Annotated in this window: 24 protein-coding genes; 21 read left to right on the top strand and 3 right to left on the bottom strand. The window is 47.0% G+C overall.

Features of this window, described 5'->3' with window-relative positions; genetic code table 11:
• The first annotated feature begins 24 nt into the window (after positions 1–24).
• On the top strand, positions 25–1,392 hold the full coding sequence (gene gcvPA / locus BN1080_RS09105; RefSeq protein WP_052651749.1) for an aminomethyl-transferring glycine dehydrogenase subunit GcvPA: 1,368 nt from the start codon (positions 25–27) through the stop codon (positions 1,390–1,392).
• The gene (gcvPB, locus tag BN1080_RS09100; protein ID WP_052651748.1) at positions 1,385–2,848 is read left to right on the top strand and encodes an aminomethyl-transferring glycine dehydrogenase subunit GcvPB; all 1,464 of its coding nucleotides are present in this window, start codon (positions 1,385–1,387) and stop codon (positions 2,846–2,848) included. The genes gcvPA and gcvPB overlap by 8 nt, the downstream gene beginning before the upstream one ends.
• Before the next feature lie 48 nt (positions 2,849–2,896).
• On the opposite strand, the gene BN1080_RS09095 is transcribed toward gcvPB, so the two are convergent.
• Both BN1080_RS09095 and BN1080_RS09090 read right to left on the bottom strand, forming a co-directional pair.
• Positions 2,897–4,168 (bottom strand): AAA family ATPase, encoded by a 1,272-nt coding sequence (locus BN1080_RS09095; protein WP_052651747.1) that lies wholly within the window; start codon positions 4,166–4,168, stop codon positions 2,897–2,899.
• A gap of 76 nt (positions 4,169–4,244) precedes the next feature.
• Positions 4,245–4,628, bottom strand: a complete 384-nt coding sequence (locus BN1080_RS09090) for a rhodanese-like domain-containing protein (RefSeq protein ID WP_052651746.1) — start codon at positions 4,626–4,628, stop codon at positions 4,245–4,247.
• A 155-nt stretch (positions 4,629–4,783) separates the two neighbouring features.
• Here BN1080_RS09090 and BN1080_RS09085 point away from each other — a divergent pair, with 155 nt between their 5' ends.
• The 19 genes from BN1080_RS09085 (at position 4,784) to BN1080_RS08995 (ending at position 23,960) form a co-directional block, all read left to right on the top strand.
• Complete coding sequence (locus BN1080_RS09085; RefSeq protein ID WP_110925704.1) at positions 4,784–5,563, top strand: lipoate--protein ligase family protein; 780 nt, start codon at positions 4,784–4,786, stop codon at positions 5,561–5,563.
• A gap of 177 nt (positions 5,564–5,740) precedes the next feature.
• On the top strand, positions 5,741–8,299 hold the full coding sequence (locus BN1080_RS09080) for a vitamin B12-dependent ribonucleotide reductase (RefSeq protein ID WP_052651745.1): 2,559 nt from the start codon (positions 5,741–5,743) through the stop codon (positions 8,297–8,299).
• A 231-nt stretch (positions 8,300–8,530) separates the two neighbouring features.
• A complete protein-coding gene (gene aroQ, locus BN1080_RS09075; protein ID WP_052651744.1) occupies positions 8,531–8,962 on the top strand; it encodes a type II 3-dehydroquinate dehydratase in 432 nt (143 codons plus the stop codon).
• Between the two features lie 6 nt (positions 8,963–8,968).
• Entirely contained in the window at positions 8,969–10,036 is a 1,068-nt protein-coding gene (locus BN1080_RS09070; RefSeq protein WP_199876605.1) for a M24 family metallopeptidase, read from the top strand.
• An 18-nt stretch (positions 10,037–10,054) separates the two neighbouring features.
• The gene (gene efp, locus BN1080_RS09065; RefSeq protein ID WP_052651743.1) at positions 10,055–10,615 is read left to right on the top strand and encodes an elongation factor P; all 561 of its coding nucleotides are present in this window, start codon (positions 10,055–10,057) and stop codon (positions 10,613–10,615) included.
• 189 nt (positions 10,616–10,804) lie between these two features.
• A complete protein-coding gene (gene accB / locus BN1080_RS09060; protein WP_052651742.1) occupies positions 10,805–11,308 on the top strand; it encodes an acetyl-CoA carboxylase biotin carboxyl carrier protein in 504 nt (167 codons plus the stop codon).
• Between the two features lie 14 nt (positions 11,309–11,322).
• Positions 11,323–12,672, top strand: a complete 1,350-nt coding sequence (gene accC / locus BN1080_RS09055) for an acetyl-CoA carboxylase biotin carboxylase subunit (RefSeq protein ID WP_052651741.1) — start codon at positions 11,323–11,325, stop codon at positions 12,670–12,672.
• Between the two features lie 17 nt (positions 12,673–12,689).
• Positions 12,690–13,085, top strand: a complete 396-nt coding sequence (locus tag BN1080_RS09050; RefSeq protein ID WP_052651740.1) for an Asp23/Gls24 family envelope stress response protein — start codon at positions 12,690–12,692, stop codon at positions 13,083–13,085.
• Between the two features lie 226 nt (positions 13,086–13,311).
• Complete coding sequence (gene nusB / locus BN1080_RS09045) at positions 13,312–13,701, top strand: transcription antitermination factor NusB (protein WP_052651739.1); 390 nt, start codon at positions 13,312–13,314, stop codon at positions 13,699–13,701.
• A gap of 15 nt (positions 13,702–13,716) precedes the next feature.
• Positions 13,717–14,592 carry a bifunctional methylenetetrahydrofolate dehydrogenase/methenyltetrahydrofolate cyclohydrolase FolD gene (folD, locus tag BN1080_RS09040; protein WP_052651738.1) on the top strand — a complete coding sequence of 292 codons (876 nt, stop codon included), beginning with the start codon at positions 13,717–13,719 and terminating at the stop codon, positions 14,590–14,592.
• Between the two features lie 72 nt (positions 14,593–14,664).
• Positions 14,665–16,026 carry an exodeoxyribonuclease VII large subunit gene (gene xseA, locus BN1080_RS09035; protein ID WP_052654518.1) on the top strand — a complete coding sequence of 454 codons (1,362 nt, stop codon included), beginning with the start codon at positions 14,665–14,667 and terminating at the stop codon, positions 16,024–16,026.
• A complete protein-coding gene (xseB, locus tag BN1080_RS09030) occupies positions 16,019–16,255 on the top strand; it encodes an exodeoxyribonuclease VII small subunit (protein ID WP_052651737.1) in 237 nt (78 codons plus the stop codon). Before xseA ends, xseB begins: the two co-directional genes overlap by 8 nt.
• Complete coding sequence (locus BN1080_RS09025; RefSeq protein WP_052651736.1) at positions 16,252–17,130, top strand: polyprenyl synthetase family protein; 879 nt, start codon at positions 16,252–16,254, stop codon at positions 17,128–17,130. Before xseB ends, BN1080_RS09025 begins: the two co-directional genes overlap by 4 nt.
• A gap of 95 nt (positions 17,131–17,225) precedes the next feature.
• Entirely contained in the window at positions 17,226–19,127 is a 1,902-nt protein-coding gene (dxs, locus tag BN1080_RS09020) for a 1-deoxy-D-xylulose-5-phosphate synthase (RefSeq protein WP_052654516.1), read from the top strand.
• Positions 19,124–19,948 (top strand): TlyA family RNA methyltransferase, encoded by an 825-nt coding sequence (locus BN1080_RS09015; RefSeq protein ID WP_052651735.1) that lies wholly within the window; start codon positions 19,124–19,126, stop codon positions 19,946–19,948. Before dxs ends, BN1080_RS09015 begins: the two co-directional genes overlap by 4 nt.
• 194 nt (positions 19,949–20,142) lie before the next feature.
• A complete protein-coding gene (gene ahrC / locus BN1080_RS09010) occupies positions 20,143–20,592 on the top strand; it encodes a transcriptional regulator AhrC/ArgR (RefSeq protein WP_052651734.1) in 450 nt (149 codons plus the stop codon).
• Between the two features lie 19 nt (positions 20,593–20,611).
• On the top strand, positions 20,612–22,309 hold the full coding sequence (gene recN, locus BN1080_RS09005; RefSeq protein ID WP_052651733.1) for a DNA repair protein RecN: 1,698 nt from the start codon (positions 20,612–20,614) through the stop codon (positions 22,307–22,309).
• Positions 22,310–22,342: 33 nt separating this feature from the next.
• Positions 22,343–23,101, top strand: a complete 759-nt coding sequence (gene spo0A, locus BN1080_RS09000; protein WP_052651732.1) for a sporulation transcription factor Spo0A — start codon at positions 22,343–22,345, stop codon at positions 23,099–23,101.
• Positions 23,102–23,234: 133 nt separating this feature from the next.
• Positions 23,235–23,960 (top strand): glycerophosphodiester phosphodiesterase, encoded by a 726-nt coding sequence (locus BN1080_RS08995; protein ID WP_052651731.1) that lies wholly within the window; start codon positions 23,235–23,237, stop codon positions 23,958–23,960.
• Positions 23,961–23,986: 26 nt separating this feature from the next.
• On the opposite strand, the gene BN1080_RS08990 is transcribed toward BN1080_RS08995, so the two are convergent.
• Entirely contained in the window at positions 23,987–24,232 is a 246-nt protein-coding gene (locus BN1080_RS08990; RefSeq protein WP_052651730.1) for a DUF2627 domain-containing protein, read from the bottom strand.
• Positions 24,233–24,242: the final 10 nt, after the last annotated feature.

The raw sequence follows: 24,242 nt of genomic DNA, 5'->3' as shown, positions 1-24,242 counted from the left end.
AATTTGAAAAGGGGTCAGCACTCTATGAAACATCGCTATTTACCAATGACGTCTCAAGACGAAAAAGAAATGCTGGAAGCTATCGGAATCGAATCAATAGATGAATTGTTTGCAGATATTCCTGAAAAAGTCCGTTTTAAAGGCGAATACAAGATCAAACCTGCCAAATCGGAGTCTTCTTTGACGAAGGAACTTGCGGCCTTGGCAGCGAAAAACGCGGATTCCAACCGCTTTGCTTCTTTCCTTGGAGCCGGCGTCTATGACCATTACAAACCGATTATCGTTGACCATGTCATTTCCCGTTCAGAATTTTATACGGCTTATACACCATACCAGCCGGAAATTTCCCAAGGTGAATTGCAGGCGATCTTCGAATTCCAAACGATGATCAGTGAATTGACGGGCATGGACATCGCCAACTCTTCCATGTATGACGGCGGAACGGCTTTGGCGGAAGCAGGAATGCTTGCGGCCGGACATACGCGCCGCAAAAAAATTCTCGTATCGCGTGCTGTCCATCCGGAATCCCGCGATGTTGTGCGCACATATGCGCTTGGACAATCCATTGAAGTGGAAGAAATTCCGTTGAAAAACGGCCATACTGATTTGGAAGCTTTGAAAAACATGATCGACGAAAATGTTGCAGCCGTCATGGTGCAATATCCGAACTTCTTCGGCCAAGTCGAAAACTTGAAAGAATTGGAGCCGATCATCCACGAGGCTGGCGCATTATTTGCGGTATCAGCAAACCCGCTTTCACTTGGCGCTTTAACGGCTCCAGGCAAGCTAGGCGCGGATATCACAGTTGGCGACGCCCAGCCTTTCGGAATTGCTGAAGCTTTCGGCGGCCCGCATTGCGGATATTTCGCTGTTACCAAAAAATTGATGCGTAAAGTGCCGGGGCGCTTAGTCGGCGAAACGGTCGACGAAGATGGCCGACGCGGGTTTGTTTTGACGCTGCAAGCGCGCGAGCAGCACATCCGCCGCGACAAAGCGACTTCAAATATCTGTTCAAACCAAGCGCTTAATGCACTCGCCGCTTCTGTTGCAATGACAGCACTTGGAAAAGTCGGAACAAAAGAAATGGCAGTCCAAAACATCACGAAAACCCATTATATGAAGCAACAATTAAAAGAAGCCGGCTTCGAGCTTCCATTCAGCGGCGCTCACTTCAATGAAATTGTCGTGAAAGTCAATGGGCCGATTAAAGAATTGAATGACGGTTTATTGGCTAAAGGGATTATTGGCGGCTACGATCTTGGCCGCAGCTACGATGAATTGGACGGCCATATGCTTGTTTGTGTGACGGAACAGCGGACAAAAGAAGAAATCGATGCATTTGTGCAGGAATTGACTGCGAAAGTGCAAGAAGTGGGGGCTACTCATGCATAAGGACAATCAACCGCTCATTTTTGAAATGACCAAAGAAGGCCGCATCGGCTACAGCCTGCCGGATTTGGACGTGCCGGAAATCGATCTTGCTGAGCTCTTTCCGGAAGAATTAGTGCGCGATGAAGCAGCAGACCTTCCGGAAGTTTCCGAACTGGATATCATGCGCCATTACACGGCTCTTTCAAAACGCAATCATGGCGTGGATTCCGGATTCTATCCGCTCGGGTCGTGCACAATGAAATACAATCCGAAAATCAATGAATCGGTTGCGCGCTTCCCGGGATTCGCAAATATCCACCCGTTGCAGGATGAATCAACTGTCCAAGGCGCAATGGAATTATTGTTTGATCTTCAGGAACATTTAAAAGAAATTACAGGAATGGATGAAGTCACGCTTCAGCCTGCTGCCGGAGCACACGGCGAATGGACAGGCCTGATGATGATCCGTGCCTATCATGAATCGAGAGGCGACATGAAGCGCACGAAAGTCATTGTTCCCGATTCTGCGCACGGGACGAACCCGGCTTCAGCTACAGTTGCCGGATTTGAAACCGTAACGGTGAAATCGAATGAACAGGGCCTTGTGGATCTGGAAGATCTTAAGCGGGTTGTGGGCGAAGACACAGCTGCTCTAATGTTGACGAACCCGAATACGCTCGGTTTGTTTGAAGAGCAAATTCTTGAAATGGCTGCCATCATCCATGAAGTCGGCGGCAAGCTGTATTACGACGGCGCGAACTTGAACGCGGTTATGTCAAAAGCACGCCCGGGAGATATGGGCTTTGATGTCGTCCACTTAAACTTGCACAAAACGTTTACAGGCCCTCACGGCGGCGGCGGCCCGGGATCCGGCCCGGTCGGCGTGAAAAAAGATTTGATCCCGTACCTGCCAAAACCAGTACTTGTTAAAACGGAACAAGGCTTGACGTTCGACTATAACCGTCCGGAATCCATCGGGCGCGTCAAGCCATTCTACGGCAACTTCGGCATCAACGTCCGGGCTTATACGTATATCCGTTCAATGGGGCCAGATGGCTTGAAGGCTGTTACGGAATATGCGGTATTGAATGCAAATTACATGATGCGGAAATTGCAGCCGCATTTCGATTTGCCATATGACCGCCATTGCAAACATGAATTCGTCTTGAGCGGCCGCCGCCAGAAAAAACTCGGCGTCCGTACATTGGATATGGCGAAGCGCCTGCTCGATTTCGGCTATCATCCGCCGACCATCTATTTCCCATTGAATGTGGAAGAAGGCATGATGATCGAGCCGACTGAAACTGAATCCAAAGAAACATTGGATGCCTTTATCGACGCGATGATCCAAATCGCGAAAGAAGTGGAAGAAAATCCGGAAATCGTCCAAGATGCACCGCATACGACGGTCATCAAACGTTTGGATGAAACCCAGGCAGCCCGCAAACCGGTGCTGCGCTATACCAAACCAGAATAGAACTAAAAAAGAAGCCCGATGGAATTTTTCCATCGGGCTTCTTTAGGTTCAAAAACCGATTGTGGCATCTTGTTCAACCCAGCCGTTCTGCTGAGTGCGCTTGTTTTGCTTTTGCAATTCACGGATGCTGTTTTCGTAATTGGAATCGCCTTCGTAATGCCAGTTCAGTGCAGAAGACATATACAGTTCATTCATCTGAGAAATGGAAAGCCCTTTGCTCAAGTCGGCCATATGCTCCAGTTGGGAGTCGGTGAAAATCGACTTGACGTCGAGTTTTTTCAAATAGGATTTTCGCAGACTCTTATTTGGTGACGGTATTTCATATGCCCGGTCAAAGCGCCCGGCGCGGTTGATCAAAGCGGGATCGATTTTTTCCGGATAGTTGGTCGTTCCGATGATAAACAAGCCCTCGCGTGATTGTGTGCCGTCTAGCGTGTTGAGGAAGACCGACCGGGTGAATTCGGGCATGGAATCAATGTCTTCAATGACCAGGATGGCAGGTGCTAAGCGTGAAACGATGCCGAAAACTTCCTGGACGGTATAGCTGTTTGTGTATTCCGTGATCTGCCAATAGATCACGGGTGCATTGGTGGAGCCTGTGATGGATTTGACCAGCGTCGTTTTGCCGTTGCCTGGAGCCCCGTACAATAAAATGCCGCGTTTATAAGGAACGCCGTACTCTTTAAAGAACTGGCCGCCGTCCTTGAAAAATTCGTCGATGGAGCGGAAAATATCCGTCTTCACCTTGGTTTCAAGCATGACATCTTCTCTGGAGACGATGGCCATTTCTCCGTAATTCCGCCGTTTCACTCCGTCTTCCGTATCGACAAGGAAAGTGATGTTGTTCATCAGGGCTTGGCGCACCATCTCATTGGCATGTTCCAAAAATGCAAACGCATCTTCTACGGTCTTGGCAAAGCACTGAAATTCTGGCCAGCTATTCTCAGATGGCGTAAAAAAAGAAATCTGTGCAAGCGCGACATCGTGGCTTGGAAAATAAATTAAGCGGTTTTCGAAAGTTTCCTGTATTTTAATATGGCCTTTGTCGCTGCTGTCAGAAAGGTTGGAAATTTTGGCGAGCGGTTTGGCTTCATATAAATAGGAAAGCGTCTCGTAGGGCAAATGGCCGTTTTCCATCATATCCAGAAGGTGCGTGCTCAGCTGGATGATGGGCTCTGAGATATCGATCTGCTTCCATGGTCCATTCGAACGATTCGTCAATATAGAAAAGATTTTATCCGAAACAACGGAAAAAGCGGCGTAATGGGGCAAAGCTTCTTGAACTTCAACCGTATTCGGAAATAGGATAGGTATTTTCATGTGCTGCCTCCTGAATTTAGATGATGTCCACCTGATAGGTAGAAAAAAGCCTTTCCATCCCGGAAAGGCTTTTTGATTATGATTTAGACTTGATTTTGCCGGTCCATTGCTTGAATCCGCCTTGCAATTGATAGAGCTGCGTATAGCCTTGTTTTTTGAGGAATAAAGCTACGCGGCCGCTGCGTGCACCATTTTGGTCGTAAAGGTAGACGGGCTTATCGGCGCGGATTTCTTTGTAGCGCTGGCGCAATTGGGATTGCGGCAAGTTGCGGGCTCCTAAGATATGTCCGCCTGCAAATTCCTTCGGCTCGCGGACATCGATCAGCTGCGCTTTTCGGTACCCTTCGATAAATTGTTCCTGGGTCAATGTAGTGACAGCTTTCTTAATGCGGTAGTAGGAAATAACCGCAAAGATAATGACGATCAATAATACTGCTAAAATAACATACAGAAAATCCATTGTCTTGCCCCTTTCTATTCTCCTTCTATTATAAAAGAAGGAGTGACTCTTATTCAATGGCAATGTTACACTTATTAATGGATTTAGGAGGCGATCTTGTGAAATATGGCAGATGGTTTTTTATCAATTCCGGGTATTGCAGCGCTTCGTACAATATGGCGCTTGATGAAGCCTTGTTGAATTGGCATAGCGAAGGGTTGATTCCGCCGGTCATCCGGTTCTATGGTTGGCAGCCGGCCGCCTTGTCGATCGGCTATTTTCAAAAAGCGGAAACGGAAATCGACTTAGACCGGGTGAAAGAGCTTGGCCTCGGATTCGTGAGGCGGCCGACCGGCGGCAGGGGAGTCCTGCATGAACACGAACTGACGTATAGCGTCATTGTCAGCGAGGAGCATCCGGACATGCCCGAAAGCGTCACGGAAGCTTACCGGATTATAAGCGGCGGCTTGCTGGAAGGCTTTAAAAATTTAGGCCTTGATGCGTATTTTTCAGTGCCGGATACTGAAGAAAAATTGGCGGACTTGAAAAAACCGAAGTCGGCAGTTTGTTTTGACGCGCCGAGCTGGTATGAGATGGTTGTTGAAGGAAAGAAAGTGGCAGGCAGCGCACAGACACGTCAAAAAGGCGTGATCCTGCAGCACGGCGCTATTTTAATCAACTTGGATGCCGAAAAGCTGTTGTCTCTTTTCCGCTTTTCAAACGCTGAAGCAAAAGAAAAGATGCGCCGCAAAATTCCGCATAAGGCAGTATCCATCAATTCCTTGCGCAGCGAGCAAGCGACGATGGAAGAATGCGTCGAAGCCTTCAAGAAAGGTTTTCAGACTTCTCTAGAAATTGAGCTGGAACCATACATATTGACTTCAGAGCAAATGGAATATGTCAAGAGCTTAGAGGAAGAAAAATATGCAGCGGATTCGTGGAATTTTAAAGCGTGAGGAGCCTTTCGACTCATTTTCAAAATGGAAAGCCCGCTGCATTCGGCTTTGCGGGTTTTTTAAGCTTTAAAATATAATTTTGTTATTTAAAAACGTTTCAACATCTAGTATGATGGGAAATGTACTAATACTATATATAGTGTTTATCTCCATATAATATAAAGGAGGAATTGTCAAATGGTTTCCGTTGCACAATCCCAATATACACTTGATCCAAATTTATTAAACAAGGACATTCAACTTTTCCCGCAGGTGCATGAAATTACGCCGGACATGAAGACGACTCATAAAGGGGTTTCTCGTTTGGTCATGATCGACCGGTACTCTTTCAAAGACACAGCGAAGACTACGCTGAAAGCAGGAGATTTTGTCGTGCTTACCGTCAAGGAAGATCCGAAGTTTCCGGCCCGCGGACTCGGCTTTATCGTATCAGTCGACAAAGAAGCGAATACCGCTAAAGTGTGGATCGAAGAAGATTACCGAAGTGCGATTGACAAAGAAGACGAAATCCAAAGCGGCATCGTCAGCCGTTCTCTTGACGTGATTGAAAAGCCGTTGGAAGTCTACTATGAACAAATTGCAAAACGCAATGCAACAGGGCTTGCTTCTGTTGAAACAACACCTGAAAAACGCCAGGAATGGTTTGAGAAATTCTACAAACAGTTGGTGGATTTGAAATTCATTCCAGCAGGGCGCGTTCTTTACGGTGCAGGCGCTGATACGGATGTTACGTATTTCAACTGCTACGTGATGCCATTCGTAGCTGATTCGCGTGAAGGCATTTCTGACCACCGCAAACAAGTGATGGAAATCATGTCGAGAGGCGGAGGCGTCGGAACAAACGGTTCGACATTGCGTCCGCGCAATACGCTGGCGCGCGGAGTAAACGGCAAATCATCAGGGTCGGTTTCATGGCTCGACGATATTGCGAAATTGACGCATTTGGTGGAGCAAGGCGGATCTCGCCGCGGCGCACAAATGATCATGCTTGCTGACTGGCACCCGGATATTGCTGAGTTCATCATCTCGAAAATGCAGAATCCGCGCATCCTGCGCTATTTGATCGAAAATACGAATGACGAGACGATCAAGAAACTCGCTCACGAGAAACTGAAATTCAAACCGCTTACTCAACAGGAAGAAGCGATGTATCAAGGAATCCTGAATTACCGGGCGATTCCTGGAATGGGCGGATTCAATGAAAAAATCATGCGCGATGCGGAAACGAAGCTGCGTGACGGCGGTACTTACACGGTCCATAATGAAGAATTTTTGACAGGTGCAAATATTTCCGTAACATTGACGGACGATTTCATGAAGGCAGTCGAAGAAGACGCTGACTTTGAACTTCGCTTCCCGGCAGTGGAGTCTTATTCAAAAGAAGAAATGGCTGTTTACAACGAACAATGGCATGAAATCGGAGATGTCCGCGAATGGGAGCGCATGGGACACAAAGTCCGCACATACCGGACAATGAAAGCCCGCGACCTTTGGAATTTGATCAACGTCTGTGCCACTTACTCAGCAGAACCGGGCATTTTCTTTATCGATAATGCAAACGAAAAAACGAATGCCCGTGCTTACGGACAAAAAGTTGTGGCAACCAACCCGTGCGGCGAACAGCCGCTTGCCCCTTATTCAGTCTGCAACTTGGCAGCGGTAAACTTGGCGCAATTTGCGGATCCGAAAACAAAGCAAGTGGATTTTGAAGCACTGAAAGAAACCGTGCGCGTCGGTGTTCGCATGCAAGATAACGTAATCGATGCAACGCCGTATTTCCTCGAAGAAAACCGTGTCCAGGCGCTTGGCGAACGCCGCGTCGGACTAGGCGTCATGGGCCTTGCAGATTTACTGATCTATTGCGATAAGGAATACGGTTCCCCGGAAGGCAATGAACTGGTCGATGAAATTTTCAAGACGATTGCCATCGCAGCCTATGAACAATCAACTGAACTTGCAGCAGAACGCGGAAGCTTCCCGTTCCTAGTCGGCAATACAGATGAAGAAACAGCAGCGCTTCGCAAAGCTTTCACTGAAACAGGCTTTATGCAAGGAATGCCGGAAACGGTCCGTGCGTCGATTCTCGAAAACGGGATCCGCAACTCTCATTTATTGACGGTTGCACCGACCGGATCGACCGGAACAATGGTAGGCGTTTCAACAGGACTTGAACCTTATTATTCATTCACATACTATCGCAGCGGCCGCCTCGGCAAGTTTATTGAGGTAAAGGCGGATATCGTCACTGAATACTTGAAAAACAACCCAGAGGCTGATGAAGAAGATCTGCCGAAAGCGTTTGTGACATCGATGGACCTTGCTCCGGAAGCCCATGCGGATGTGCAGTGCATTATCCAGCGCTGGATCGATTCCTCCATCTCTAAAACGGTCAACGCACCGCGCGGCTATACAGTCGAGCAAGTGGAAGGCGTGTATGAGCGTCTTTATAAAGGCGGTGCCAAAGGCGGTACGGTTTACGTAGACGGAAGCCGTGATTCACAAGTCTTGACGCTGAAAGCGGAAGAGAACACATTTGAAGAAGATCACCAGGAAGATGTGAAAGGGAAACGCCCAATCGTCCTTATTGATACCATTCAAGATTTGCGCTCCACAAACGTGACAATCGGTTCTGAAGTAGGCGACACATGCCCGGTCTGCCGAAAAGGGACTGTCGAAGAAATGGGTGGCTGCAATACCTGCACAAACTGCAATGCGCAGCTGAAATGCGGATTGTAAGTTCCGTTCATAAATTTTTAAAAGCGATGGCTCTTGCCATCGCTTTTTTATTTTGCCGATTTTAAATAAAAAAAGTCTCCAGGGTTTTTCGGAAATAAATGTAGATTATTACATAAGGTAAAACAGAAAAAATCAAAAGAAGAAACAAGAAAGAAGGAAAGAGAGAAGAAGTTGCTCGAATGAAGGCTTGTGATAAAATAAAAAAGGTGAGGCAAAAGAGGAGTGATGGGAATGAAAATCTTATGTTTGAACGGTCCAAACTTGAACCGATTAGGCAAACGGGAAAAAGAAGCGTACGGAACATTTACACTGGCCGAACTGGAAACTGAATTAATGGAATTTTCCGGCCAGAACGGCATCACATTGGAATGCCGGCAATCAAATCACGAAGGCATCCTGGTTGATTGGATTCACGAAGCGGCAGAGGATGGGACGGAAGGCATTGTCCTAAATCCAGGGGCATACACCCATACTAGTGTCGCCATCCGAGATGCCATTGCATCGGTAGAAGTACCGGTCATCGAAGTACATATTTCAAATATTTATAAACGCGAAGAATTCCGGCATCACTCCTATATTGCACCGGTAGCTGCCGGACAAATCGCAGGATTCGGAAAAGATGGATACAAACTTGGCTTGCAAGCTTTATTATTTCGAAACTAGAAGGGAATGGCGAAATTGAAATTACAAAAATTGCGCAATGAAATGGCAGAGCAAAACATCGAAGCACTATTGGTCACGAGTTCTTATAATCTTCGGTACATAACGAATTTTACCGGTTCAGCAGGATTGGCGCTTGTTACGAAGGATCGGGCATTTTTCATTACAGATTTCCGCTACACGGAGCAGGCTTCCGAGCAGGTAACGGAGTTTGAAGTGGTGCAAGCTAAAACAAATTTATTGGAAGAAGCAGCCGAAAAGGCAAAAGAACTCGGCATCAAAGCGCTGGCTTTTGAGCAGGATTATGTGACTTACTCTTCCTATCTACAATACAAAGAAAAACTGGCAGCAGAATTGGAGCCGGTCAGTGGCCTGATCGAAAAAATCCGCATGATCAAGACGCCGGAAGAAGTCGAGATCTTAAAAGCGGCAGCAAAAATTGCGGACGATGCGTTTGAACATATTTGCGGCTTTATCAAAGCAGGGCAAACCGAGCTTGAAATTTCAAATGAACTGGAATTCTTCATGCGCAAACAAGGCGCGACTTCTTCATCATTCGATACGATTGTCGCATCCGGCCATCGTTCTGCGTTGCCGCACGGCGTGGCGACCGACAAAATCGTCGAACAAGGCGATATGATCACGCTTGATTACGGGGCGCTATACAACGGCTATATTTCAGATATTACCCGCACAGTTGCAGTAGGAGAGCCGTCTGAAAAAATGAAGGAAATCTATCAAATCGTTTTGGACTCTCAATTGCTGGGCGTTGAAAAAATCGGTCCGGGAATGACTGGAATTGAAGCAGATGCCATTGCGCGCGACTACATCAAGTCAAAAGGCTACGGCGAGGCGTTCGGCCATTCTACAGGGCACGGTATTGGGCTTGAAGTCCATGAAGGTCCTGGGTTATCATTTAAATCACAGACGGTGCTTGAGCCAGGCATGGCTGTAACAGTGGAACCGGGAATTTATCTTCCGGGAATTGGCGGAGTACGCATCGAAGATGATATACTAATTACCGAGTCAGGAAACGTACGATTAACTAACTCCACAAAAGAGCTACGCATTTTATAACAAACGGAGGAACTTAAAATGATTTCAGTAAACGATTTTAAAACAGGAGTAACAATTGAAGTGGATGGCGGAATTTGGCGCGTTATGGAATTCCAGCACGTGAAGCCGGGTAAAGGCGCAGCATTCGTCCGCTCGAAATTGCGCAACTTACGCACAGGCAGCGTAACGGAAAAAACTTTCCGTGCCGGTGAGAAAGTCGCGAAAGCTCAGATTGACAACCGTAAAATGCAATATCTTTATGCAAACGGCGATGTGCATGCCTTCATGGACACAGAAACTTACGACCAAATCGAATTGAACGAAAAAAACATCGAGTACGAATTGAAGTTCTTGCAGGAGAACATGGAAGTGCAAGTGATCCAGTTCCAAGGAGAAGTGCTGGGTGTTGAATTGCCGAACACAGTCGTATTGGAAGTTGCTGAAACCGATCCAGGGATCAAAGGCGATACTGCGAGCGGCGGATCTAAACCAGCGAAGCTTACAACAGGATTGGTTGTCCAAGTACCATTCTTCATCAACGAAGGCGATCATTTGATCATCAATACGACAGACTCTTCATATGTATCACGCGCACAATAAGCAAGGCCTTTCATCCTGTTTATATATAGGGATATTTTGCTAAGTCGCAGCAGAAATACTGCTTAATAAAAATCCGGCCTCTTACTATAGAGGCCTTTTTTTAAATGTACATCTAGCTATTTCCAAACCATTCAAAAAAGTCTAAAATGGTAGAGTAGTTCATTACATACATAAAGGGAGTTGGATACATTGAAAATTCAAGAAATCCGGGAAATCATTAAATTAGTGGACAATTCATCAATTGATGAATTCACATATGAATCTGAAGGCACGAAAGTGAAGTTGAAGAAAAGCGGAAGCACAGTAAGCGCTTCAGCACCTGTCCAAGCTTCGGCACCTGCAGCTGAACCGGCTGCGCAACCGGCTAAAGCGCCAGTTTCAACTCCTGCAGCTAAAGCGGAGGAATTGATTTCTGAGGAGGCACCTGAAGTTCCAGCAGCCCAAGAAGAAAATATGCATAAAATCCTGTCTCCAATGGTCGGGACATTTTATCAGTCGCCGTCGCCGGAAGAAGAAGCGTATGTTCAGCCGGGGACAAAAGTCTCTGCAGATCAAGTGGTATGCATCGTCGAAGCGATGAAATTATTCAATGAAATCGAAGCGGAAGTGGATGGGGAAATTGCTGAGATTCTTGTCAAAGACGGACAGCTTGTCGAATACGGCCAACCTTTATTCCTCGTCAAAACGAAGTGAGGAGGGAAATGGCCATGAAAAAAGTTTTAATAGCAAACCGTGGAGAAATTGCCGTCCGGATCATCCGTGCCTGCAAGGAAATGGGCATTGAAACCGTAGCGGTTTATTCAGAAGCAGATAAAGAAGCGCTGCATGTGGAATTGGCCGACGAAGCTTATTGCATCGGCCCGAAACTTTCAAAAGACAGTTACTTGAACTTCTCGAATATCATGAGCGTTGCGAAATTGACGAACTGCGACGGCATACATCCGGGATATGGTTTCCTTGCTGAAAACGCGAGTTTTGCCGAGCTTTGCGAAGCTTGCGACATCATGTTCATCGGCCCGACTTCTGATGCCATTTCTAAAATGGGAACAAAAGACGTGGCCCGTGAAACGATGAGAAAAGCCGGCGTGCCGGTAGTGCCGGGTTCGACTGGCATCGTCGGAAGCGAAAAAGAAGGCTTGGAAATTGCTGAAGAACTCGGCTTCCCAGTGATCATCAAAGCAACAGCAGGCGGAGGCGGCAAAGGCATCCGGGTTGCTCGCAATCGTGAAGACTTTATCACTGGACTGCGCATGACCCAAAAAGAAGCGGCAGCTGCTTTTGGCAATCCGGGCGTTTATATCGAGAAATTCATTGAAGATTTCCGCCATGTGGAAATCCAGGTTCTGGCCGATTCCCATGGAAACGCAATCCATCTTGGGGAGCGCGACTGTTCGATTCAGCGCCGCATGCAGAAACTAGTCGAAGAAGCACCGTCACCGGCATTGACACCTGAAATCCGTGCGCAGATGGGCGACGCAGCGGTTAAAGCGGCGTTAGCCGTTGAATACCGCGGTGCAGGCACGGTCGAATTCATTTTTGATGCCATCAACCAAAAATTCTATTTCATGGAAATGAATACAAGAATTCAAGTTGAGCATCCCGTCACTGAAATGATCACTGGAATTGATTTGATCCAGCAGCAATTGAGAGTGGCCTCCGGCGAAACTTTGGCTTATACGCAAGAAGACGTGACATTTAAAGGGTGGGCAATCGAATGCCGCATCAATGCTGAAAATCCGGCGAAGAATTTTATGCCTTCAGCAGGCAAGGTCAATATGTACCTTCCGCCGGGCGGACTTGGCGTACGCATCGATTCAGCGATGTACCCGGGCTATAGCATCCCGCCTTACTACGATTCAATGGTCGCGAAATTGATCACATTTGCAGACACCCGTGAAGAAGCGATTGCGAAAATGAAGCGTGCGCTGAACGAGTTTGTCATCGAAGGCGTTCACACGACCATTCCGTTCCATTCGAAATTGATGGACCATGAAGTGTTTAAATCTGGAGACTTCAATACAAAATTCCTAGAGAAATATGATGTATTGGAATCCTAAAAGGAGGAGACCAACCGATGGCTGAAAAAACTGCCCCTTATGTACGCATGCAATCAAAAGGCGCTCAAGACCTTGGCAATATCGAAGTAGCTCCTGAAGTGCTGGAAATTATTGCGAGCATCGCTGCAACGGATATCGAAGGAGTGGCCAGCATGCGCGGAAACTTTGCTTCAGACGTAGTAGAGCGTTTAGGCAAAAAAGTGCATGGCAAAGGCATCAAAACCGAATTATCCGAAGAAGGATTGATGATTGATGTGTATTGTGTCGTCAATTACGGTGTTTCGATACCGAAAACGGCATTGAAAATTCAAGAACAAGTGCGCCAAACACTTGAAAATATGACGTCTCTTCAAACGCAAGAAGTGAATGTGCATATTACTGGAGTCCAGTTCGAAACTCCGGCAGGCGAATAATTGTAAGCTATACCTTTTCCTTCTTTTGGAAAAGGTATGGCTTTTTGTTTTGCCGCTCGCCGGGCTCTGCAATTAAATGAGGCAGATCCCGAATCTGACAGCGTTTGAAAACAGCACGATGTTGCCGGGAAAGGGAATTAGTCTAAAGATTTCAAACATGGAAGTTCAGGCTGAATACCTGTATAATGAGGGGTAATTAGTTGCGAAAAGGAGATCGGGAATAGATATGAAAAGACACGAAGCACGTGAAAAGGCGCTCCAGACTTTATTTCAGTTGGACGGCACCGAATTGGCGATTGAAGAAGCGATTGAGCATGTAATGGGAGCGGAGCAGGACAATTTCTACAGTCTGCTTGTCCAAGGAACGCACCAAAATATGCCAGCAATCGACGAGAAATTAAAAGGGCATTTGGAGAATTGGTCGCTTGAGCGCCTTCCGAAAGTCGAACGCACCATTCTTCGGCTGGCAGTATTTGAACTTTCCTTTATGGAAGATGCACCTTCAAATGTGGTCATGAACGAAGCAATCGAATTGAGCAAAACTTTTGGAGATGACAAATCAAGCCGTTTTGTTAACGGTGTACTATCGAAATTCACTGACGAACTGGCAAACTAATTGGAGGGTTTTTAAATGGCTGCAACAATCATTGATGGTAAAGCAGTAAGCCGTAAAATTAAAGAGCAAGTGCAAACGAGAGTGGAAAATCTAAAGCAACAAGGTGTGGTGCCCGGACTGGCGGTCGTGATCGTCGGCGAAGATCCTGCATCTCTTACATATGTGAAAAATAAGAAAAAAACATGCGAAGCGCTGGGGATGCGATCCGATCTCCACCAATATCCCGATACGATCAGTGAAAGGGAATTGCTCGAAACGATTGAAGAGCTGAATAATGATCCGGAAATTCATGGAATCCTTGTGCAATTGCCATTGCCGGCCCATATTGATGAATTCGGAGTGATTCTGGCCATCGACCCATCAAAAGACGTGGATGGCTTTCATCCGGTATCTGTCGGCAATATGGTCATTGGCAGAGAAGCATTTCTTCCGTGTACGCCGCATGGCATTATGAAATTGCTCGAGCATTACGAAATCGATCCAGCCGGAAAGCACGTAGTCGTGATCGGCCGAAGCAATATCGTCGGGAAGCCTGTTGGCCAACTCATGCTGCAGGCTAATGCGACAGTCACTTACTGCCATTCAAAAACAAACGATCTGCCTTCGTATACGAGACAGGCGGATATTTTGATTTCGGCGATCGGAATCGCTAAGTTTGTCGACCGCCGTTATGTAAAACCCGGGGCTGCCATTATTGATGTCGGTATGAACCGAGATGAAAACGGGAAATTATGCGGGGATGTGGATTTTGACGATGTGCTGGATACAGCATCCTACATCACGCCGGTTCCAGGCGGCGTCGGTCCAATGACCATCGCGATGCTGATGGGAAACACCCTTCAATCGGCTGAAAACGGTTTGGCGAAAGACAAATCGGGCGAAACGATGTAAAATAGATAGAAATGAAGCTGTTTTTCGAAAGAAAGACAGCTTTTTAATTTCTAAGACAGGGGTTGAAATGTGTTGTCGGCCGACCCGTACTTATCCGTAAAAGCACTGACCAAATACATAAAAAAGAAATTTGACGCGGATCCCCATTTGCGCGACGTCTATGTCAAAGGGGAATTATCAAATGTCAAAATCCATACAAGCGGACATATTTATTTCACATTGAAAGACAACTCTGCGCGCCTTGCAGCCGTCATGTTTTCCGCGAATGCCAAATCGGTCAAATTCAAGCCGGAAAGCGGGATGACGGTTTTAATCCGTGGAGATGTCAATGTCTATGAAGCATCAGGACAATACCAATTATATGCCCAGTCGATGCAAGCGGACGGGATAGGGGATTATTACCTGGCCTTCGAACAGTTGAAAGAAAAACTGGCAAAAGAAGGTCTGTTCAGTGCTGCCCATAAAAAGCCTTTTCCTCGTTTTCCAAAGCGGATCGCCGTTGTTACTGCTCCGACTGGCGCCGCGGTAAGAGATATCGTTACAACGTTGAACCGGCGTTATCCTTTGGCGAAAGTGGTGATTTTCCCGACGCTGGTGCAAGGGGCCCAAGCAACGCAGTCGATTGTCCAGTCGATTCAAGCAGCCGGAAAAAGTGATTTTGATGTGATGATCGTTGGCCGCGGCGGCGGCTCGATCGAAGACTTATGGGCGTTTAACGAAGAAGCGGTCGCACGCGCGATTTATCAGTCGCATATTCCGATCATCAGCGCAGTTGGGCACGAAACGGATACGACCATTTCCGATTTCGTCGCAGACCTTCGGGCTCCGACGCCGACTGCAGCGGCGGAACTGGCAGTGCCGAGCAAAGCTGAATTGATCGACCGGCTGCTTGGCTACCGGTCAGCCATGTATCGGATGACCTCGAATATGATTACGAAAGATCAGACGGCGCTAAATCGGTTGACGAATTCGATGCCATTCGCTTACCCGGACCGTTTATACCGGCCATTCATCGAACGGATCGAAAGAGCGACGGATTCTTTGCAGCGTGAAGCGGGGCAGCTGATTAACCGAACTAAAGAGCGCCATGCCTATTTGCATGGTCAATTGGCAAATCGTGCACCAGTCCATCGGATCAAACAATCGGCGTTGGATATCAGCCAGTTGGAGCGGCGGCTGGATCATTTATTGACTGCGCAGCTTCGCTCAAATCAGCAGCAGTTCTCAGCTGCGATGCGGACGCTGGACGCCTTAAGCCCGTTGAAAATTATGGACCGGGGCTATTCAATTTCCTATAAAGAGGGCCAAGTCGTGAAAAGCATCAAACAAGTGGAAGCGGGAGATGAGTTGACCGTTTCCTTGCAGGATGGCACGTTAAAAGCGCTAGTGACTGAACGAAATCTGATGAACGAAGGAGATAAAGAAAATGGCTGAAAAAGAGATCATGTTTAACCAGGCGATGGAACAATTAGAAGAGATTGTCCGTCAGTTAGAGCAAGGGGATGTACCGCTCGAAGAAGCACTGACGCTTTATCAAAAAGGGATGGAGCTTTCCAAAGTCTGCCACGATAAATTGCAGAGCGCAGAGAAGCAGCTCGTCACGATGATGAATAACGGCAAGGAAGTTTCAGTTGACGTAGAAATGGATGGGACGTCGAAATGAATTTAACTTTATTCCGTGAAATGAATGAACCGTTGATCCAACAAGAATTGTCGTCATTGATCCAAGAGCTGAACATTCCTGCTTCGCTAAAAGATTCGATGGATTATTCGCTGCAGGCTGGCGGTAAGCGGATCCGTCCGATTTTATTGCTGGCCGTCGTGCAGGAACTGGGCGGCAGCCATCCGGACGCGCTAAAAGTGGCGGCAGCCATAGAAATGATCCATACGTATTCATTGATCCATGATGATTTGCCAAGCATGGACAACGATGATTTGAGACGTGGCATGCCGACGAACCATAAAGTATATGGCGAAGCGGTGGCCATTCTTGCAGGCGATGCTTTATTGACCTACAGCTTCGGCATTGTGGCACGTCTTAAGCATGTATCCAGCGACGATAAAATCCGCTTGATCGACTTGATGAGCGTATCAGCAGGAGCTGAAGGCATGGTGGGCGGCCAAGTGCTGGATATTGAAGGCGAAGAAAAGAAATTGACTTTGGCGGAACTGGAACAAGTCCATCGCCTGAAAACGGGGGCTTTGCTGACCTTCAGCATTGTAGCTGGGGCGATACTCGGAGGTGCCACTCCGGAACAAATGGTGGCCTTGTCGAAGTTCGGCGAACATATCGGGCTCGCTTTCCAAATTCAGGATGATATTTTGGATGTGACAGGAACTTCCCAGGAGCTTGGCAAAACGGCCGGAAAAGATGAATCGAGTGAAAAAAGCACCTATCCAGGCCTTTTGACCCTTCCGAAAGCGAAAGAAAAGCTGGATTACCATGCTTCCGAAGCATTGGCAGCCATCCAATCGCTTGGCGGAAATCCACAGTTGCTTAACGAATTGACCGCTTTGATCGTGGAACGAAACAATTAAGCGATGCGCTCAAGTTTGTACATTTGGAATAGATTGTTATAATAGGTAAAGGTAATTTAACGGTGAAAAATATAGAAAAAAGGTGTGTGATGGCAATGGATCTGCATACGATTACTAGTCCATCTTTCTTAAAACAGCTGGATCAAAAACAGCTTGTTGAATTAAGTGAAGATATCCGGCAATTTCTTATTGAAAATTTATCAAGAACAGGCGGGCATATCGGCCCGAATTTAGGAGTGGTCGAATTAACGATTGCCCTGCACCGGGTGTTCAATAGCCCGACAGACAAATTTATCTGGGACGTAGGCCATCAATCCTATGTGCACAAAATCTTGACGGGGCGTGCCAGCCAATTTGATACGCTGCGCCAATTCAAAGGATTGTGCGGATTCCCGAAACGCAACGAAAGTGACCATGACGTCTGGGAGACCGGGCATAGTTCCACTTCATTGTCGGCTGCTATGGGAATGGCCGCTGCACGCGATATTAAAAAAGACACAAACCACGTGATTCCGATTATCGGAGACGGAGCGCTTACGGGCGGCATGGCTTTTGAGGCCCTTAACCATATCGGACACGAAAAAACGAATATGATTGTTATCTTAAATGACAACGAAATGTCCATTGCACCGAATGTTGGAGCGATGCATAGCGTTCTAGGCAGAATGCGGACCGCCGGCAAATACAATAAAGTCAAAGACGACTTGGAATATCTTTTGAAGAAAATTCCAGCGGTCGGCGGGAAATTGGCTTCTACAGCAGAACGCTTGAAAGACAGCTTGAAGTATTTGCTTGTATCCGGCATGTTCTTTGAGGAACTGGGCTTTACATATCTTGGACCGATCAATGGCCATGACTTGGAAGAGCTGGAAGAAAATCTGCGGTATGCGAAAAAAATGGACGGACCTGTCCTATTGCATGTGATCACGAAAAAAGGCAAAGGCTATTTGCCGGCTGAACAAGACCGCATCGGTACGTGGCATGGCATCGGGCCTTATAAGATGGAAACAGGAGATCTTGTGAAGTCATCTTCCAAGGCGCCTTCTTGGAGCGGCTTGATTGCTGAAACTGTACGGAAACTGGCAAGAACGGACGAACGCATCGTAGCCATTACACCGGCAATGCCGGTCGGTTCGAAACTTGAAGGCTTTGCTTCCGAGTTCCCAAACCGCATGTTTGATGTCGGCATTGCCGAACAGCATGCGACGACGATGGCTGCAGGGCTGGCGACGCAAGACATGAAGCCTTTCCTGGCGATTTACTCTACATTCCTTCAGCGCGCCTATGACCAGGTAGTCCATGACATTTGCCGCCAAAACTTAAATGTGTTTATTGGCATTGACCGTTCAGGATTGGTTGGAGCGGATGGAGAAACGCATCAAGGCGTATTCGATATTGCGTTCTTGCGCCATTTGCCGAATATGGTAATCATGATGCCGAAAGATGAAAATGAAGGGCAGCATATGGTGAAAACGGCCATTGAGTACAACGATGGGCCGATCGCACTCCGCTACCCGCGCGGAAATGGTCTAGGCGTAGAGATGGATTCCGATTTGGCGGCTTTGCCGATCGGTTCGTGGGAAGTATTGAAAGAAGGCAAAGATGCCGTCATCTTGACTTTCGGTACGACGATTCCGATGGCGCTTCATGCTGCGGAACAATTGCGCGAACAAGGCATACAGGCAGAAGTGGTCAATGCGCGCTTCATCAAACCGATGGATACCGCCATGCTTCATCAGATCTTCGGGCGCAACGTGCCAATTGTAACGATTGAAGAAGCTGTACTGCAAGGCGGCTTCGGCAGCGGCGTACTGGAATTTGCTGAAGAAAATGATTACCGCGGCGCAATCATCGACCGTTTGGGCATTCCGGATCAATTTATCGAACACGGCGATGTTGCTGAACTGATGGATGAAATTCATTTGAACAGCGATGAAGTGGTAAAAGTCATCAAAAAGCGTGTAAATGCTTCTGCGAAAGCGGAAACGAACGTATGACGAATAAAGTGAAAAAAGAACGGGTGGATGTTCTCCTGGTCGAACGGGGAATTTGTGAAACCCGGGAAAAAGCAAAACGCGCCATTATGGCTGGAATTATCTATTCCAACGAAGAACGCATGAATAAACCTGGAGAAAAAATTCCGGAAGATGCACCCCTGCAAATGAAAGGCAATGATTTGAAATATGTCAGCCGGGGCGGCTTAAAGCTTGAAAAAGCGATTGCCGAATTTGATTTGTCTGTAGACGGCAAGTTGATGCTTGATATCGGTTCTTCGACTGGCGGGTTTACGGATTGCGCTTTGCAGAACGGCGCGAAGCATTGCTACGCACTGGATGTCGGCTATAACCAGCTGGCCTGGAAAATTCGGCAAGACGCGCGCGTAACGGTGATGGAACGCACCAACTTCCGGAATTCGAAACCGGAAGATTTTACAGAAGGCTTGCCTGAATTTGCGACCATCGATGTCAGTTTCATTTCTTTGCGCATCATTTTGCCGGTCCTGAAGCAAATCATCGTCCCAGGCGGCGATGTGATCGCTTTAGTGAAGCCGCAGTTTGAAGCCGGGCGTGAAGCTGTCGGCAAGAAAGGGATTGTCCGGGAACCGAAAACCCACCGCGACGTGCTGATGAAAGTCGGCGGCTTTGCGGTGGACGCCGGATTCCATCTGCGGAATATGTCTTTTTCCCCTATCACGGGGGGAGAAGGAAATATTGAATTTCTGTTCCATCTCCAGTCCGCTCTGGACGGTGAAGAAATTTCAGCGGTTTCGGAACAAACGGTTTTAGCAACCGTAAAGGAAGCACATGAACGCCTATAACACATTCCATTTGGGATGTGTTTTCTTTTTGTGAAAATGGACCTGTTTTGCAAATGAAAATTCGACTGGTCGTATTTCAGAACTGCCAATTTAACCAGTAAATTTCGTGTTTTTCTAATTGACTTGTCAGCGCCTCTGTTTAAAGGTACGATATTAAGGAAATAGAATATTTATTCATTCTAGGAGGATAAAACGTGAACAAAGGCCAACGCCACATCAAAATCCGTGATCTGATTTCGAACCGCGAAATCGAGACGCAGGATGAATTAGTCGACTTATTGAAATCAGCAGGCTATGAAGTAACGCAAGCGACGGTTTCAAGAGATATCAAAGAACTGCATTTAGTGAAAGTGCCGCTGCAAGACGGCCGTTATAAATATAGCCTCCCGGCAGACCAGCGTTTCAATCCGATGCAAAAATTGCACCGGGCGTTGACCGATGCGTTTGTCAGCATTGACGGAGCGAGCCATTTCCTGATTATGAAAACGCTGCCGGGGAATGCGCATGCCATCGGTTCTTTAATTGACCATTTAGACTGGGAAGAAATTTTAGGGACGATCTGCGGAGATGACACATGCCTGATTATTTGCCGTGATGTCGAACAGCGCGAAATTTTAAAACAGCGTTTAATTGAAATGCTCTAAAAAAGAGGTGGATGGGTGTATGCTTCGGGAACTGGATATACGCAATTTTGCGATCATCGATTCCTTGACAGTCAGCTTTACAGAAGGGTTGACAGTGTTGACGGGGGAAACTGGGGCCGGAAAATCGATTATTATCGATGCGGTCCATTTATTGGCTGGCGGCAGAGGCAGCCAGGAATTTATTCGCCATGGCGCTAAAAAAGCCGAAATAGAAGGATTGTTCACATTGGATAATGAAAAGCATCCAGTGTTTCGCAAATTAGAAGAATTCGGCATTGATTCAAGTGATGGGGATATTCTGCTCCGCAGGGAATTGAACGACCGCGGAAAAAATGTCTGCCGGATCAACGGCAAACTAGTAACCATTTCAATACTTCGTGAAGTGGGCGCTGCCCTCATCGACATTCACGGCCAGCACGAAACGCAGGAATTGATGGATGAAAAACAGCATCTTCATTTGCTGGATCAATTTGCCGGAAAAACGTTGACGAAAGCGAAAGAAAGTTATTTCCACACGTATGACAAATACATGAAACTGAAGCGTGAATTTGCCTCTTACAATGAAAACGAGCAGCAGATTGCCCAGCGCATCGATTTGCTGACGTTTCAGCTGCGGGAAATCGAAGCGGCAGAACTGATCGCTGGCGAAGAGGAAGAGCTCCAGCAAGAACGAAAAAAACTTCAAAATTTCAATAAAATCTTTGAATCGGTTTCGGCCGCGCATGAAGCGATCCAAGGGGAGTCGAAAGGGCTCGATTGGGTAGGGTCTGCCATGTCGGAACTTGAACATGCCGCTTCTGTAGATGAACAGTTGAATAGCCATTCCGAAACGCTTTCAAGCGCTTTCTATTTAATCCAAGACGTGTCGGCTGATATTAAGCGGATTCTGGATGATATGGAGTTTGACCCGGCCCGTCTGAATGAAATCGAGCAGCGCCTTGTTTTGATCCAGTCGCTTAAACGGAAGTACGGGGCTTCGGTGGAAGATATTCTGTTGTACCATGAAACGCAAGTGGACGAATTGGACAAGTTGATCAACCGTGATCAGCGCATTCAATTGGATCAGGAAAAACTGAAGGAATTGACTGAAGACCTGCGCGTGGAAGCGGAAGAGCTGACGATTTTACGGAAAAAAGCCGCCGCGAAGCTTGGCAAAGCCATCATGGAACAATTGCGCGAGCTCCATATGGGAAAAGCTTCTTTTGAAGTGAATTTCGCTTCGCTGCCTGGCGGAAGGTTTGACCGCACCGGCCGCGACGCCATTGCGTTCTATATATCAACGAATCTTGGCGAACCGCTGAAGCCGTTGACTAAAGTGGCCTCCGGCGGCGAATTGTCGCGGATGATGCTGGCGCTGAAAACGATCTTTTCAAAACACCAAGGCATTACGTCCATTATCTTCGATGAAGTCGATACGGGAGTCAGCGGTAGAGTGGCGCAGGCGATCGCCGAAAAAATTGCCGCCATCTCGGTCCATTCCCAAGTGCTGTGCATTTCCCATTTGCCGCAAGTCGCCGCGATGGCTGACCAGCATTTATTCATCGAAAAGAAAGTGGAAAAACAGCGTACAACCACAGCCGTCCATGAACTTGAAGGCTATGAACGGACAGAAGAAATGAGCAGAATGCTCTCAGGAGCGGAAATTACTGATTTGACTTTACAGCATGCCGAAGAATTGCTCACGCTTGCGCGCGACAGAAAACTTGCCATGAGGTAGTATGCAAAAAGCAGTCAACAGGGGGACAAGTTGATGGAAAAAATTAAAATTGCAATTGCGGACGATAATCGGGAACTTGTCAGGCTGATGAGCGATTATTTAAGCAAAGAACCGAATATGGAAGTTGTCGCGATCGCCTACAATGGAAAAACGTGCATTGAAATGCTGAAAAAGCAAAAAATCGATATTTTGGTTTTGGATATCATTATGCCGTATTTAGACGGCATTGCGGTTTTGGATGCGATCAAAGAAGACAATAACTTACGGGGGATCGACGTTATCATGCTTTCGGCATTCGGCCAGGAATCGATCATGAGCCAAGCGGCCCAATACGGTGCGTCTTACTTTATTATGAAGCCGTTTGAAACCGAGCGCCTTGCTGTGCAAATCAACCACATCATGCAAAACCGGTCGATTCCGCAGCATACGGCGAGCAGCGAAACATTAAAAGAAGAGCGCATCAGCACGATGATGAAAGATATTGGGGTTCCTCCTCATATCAAGGGCTACGTGTACTTGAAAGAAGCGGTTTCGCTTGTACTGGATAATCCGGATATTTTAAACCGGATTACGAAAGCCTTGTATCCGGGAATCGCCGATATTTTCGATACAACGCCTGCAAGGGTCGAACGTTCGATCCGGCATGCGATCGAATTGGTATGGAACAAAAGCGAAACTACCCACATATCAAAGATTTTCGGCTACAGCGAAGAACACCTGCAATCCAAGCCTTCCAATTCACAATTCATTGCAATGGTTGCGGATAGCATTCGCCACGATCATCATTTATAATAGGAATATGCGGTTAATCCTGATTAACTGCTGGGCTTGAAAGCTCAACGAATGTCTATTCATCGGAATTAAAATAGAAAAAAGCCAGGACACAGACCTGGCTTTTTTTATATTAGAAAGAGGATGATGAAACGTGTCTGAAGTTAAAGTGTACGCTCACCGCGGCGCCTCCGGATACATGTTGGAAAACACATGGAGCGCTTTCCAAAAAGCGTGCGAATTCGGAGTGGGCATCGAGTTGGATGTGCAAATAACGAAAGATGGAGTTGTAGTGGTCTACCACGACGACAATTTAAAGCGGCTCAGCGGGAAGAATTGCCTGATTGAAGCCAATAACTACGAGTCGCTGAAGGATATTAAAATCGGCAAGCGCTGGAAACGGCGGTTTATCAGCCATTCCATTCCACTTGCTTACGAAGTAATTCAATGGGCAAAAGAGAAAGACGTGCCATTGAACATAGAAATGAAAAAGTCGGTCTCCACCCATCCGGAAGGACCTGAAATTTTGGCAGCGATGCTTGAAGGGGCAGGAGAGTTTCACCTTTCCTCATTTGACCCTCAATTGCTGCGGAAAATGAAAGAAAGGATGCCGGAAACCGAAATGGCCTTGATCGTCAAAAAAGGCATGCCGCTTGAAAAGATCGAAAAAATGGAATGGATCGACAGCATCCATCTCCACAAGCGGCTGTATTCCATGGAGTTTTTAAAGAACTTGCAACAAATGAAGAAAAAAATCCGCATTTACGGGCTGCTCGGACGAGAAGCTGCTTTACGTGAGCTGGCGCCGGAGCTTGCAGGTGTGATTACGGATTATCCGGATCGGATTAAAGAAAAATTGCGTCTTGCCTATGAGAGGTAAGACGCAATTTTTTTGGATTTTGAAGATTATTTTTGGGGGCGCTTTTGAAATTTTTCAGCGACTGTCCCTTTCTTGCGGTCCCGGTTCAATAGGAAGCCGGCGAAAAATCCAATTCCGATAACGACAAACAGTGTGCCCAGGGTAAATTGAAGCCATAGTGCAGGATACGGCTCCAATAATTTATTGAACAAAGTATCGCGCATAAGTTTGATGCCATATGCAGCCAGGATACCTGGAATCAGCAAAATAATAAAAGCGATTAAACGGCCCATCTTTTCACTC

Origin of the sequence: Planococcus massiliensis, from assembly GCF_000821325.1 — a bacterium.
Classification (GTDB): domain Bacteria; phylum Bacillota; class Bacilli; order Bacillales_A; family Planococcaceae; genus Planococcus; species Planococcus ruber.
Note: the sequence above shows the minus strand (reverse complement) of the source record. Positions and strands in the feature narration are given on the sequence as shown.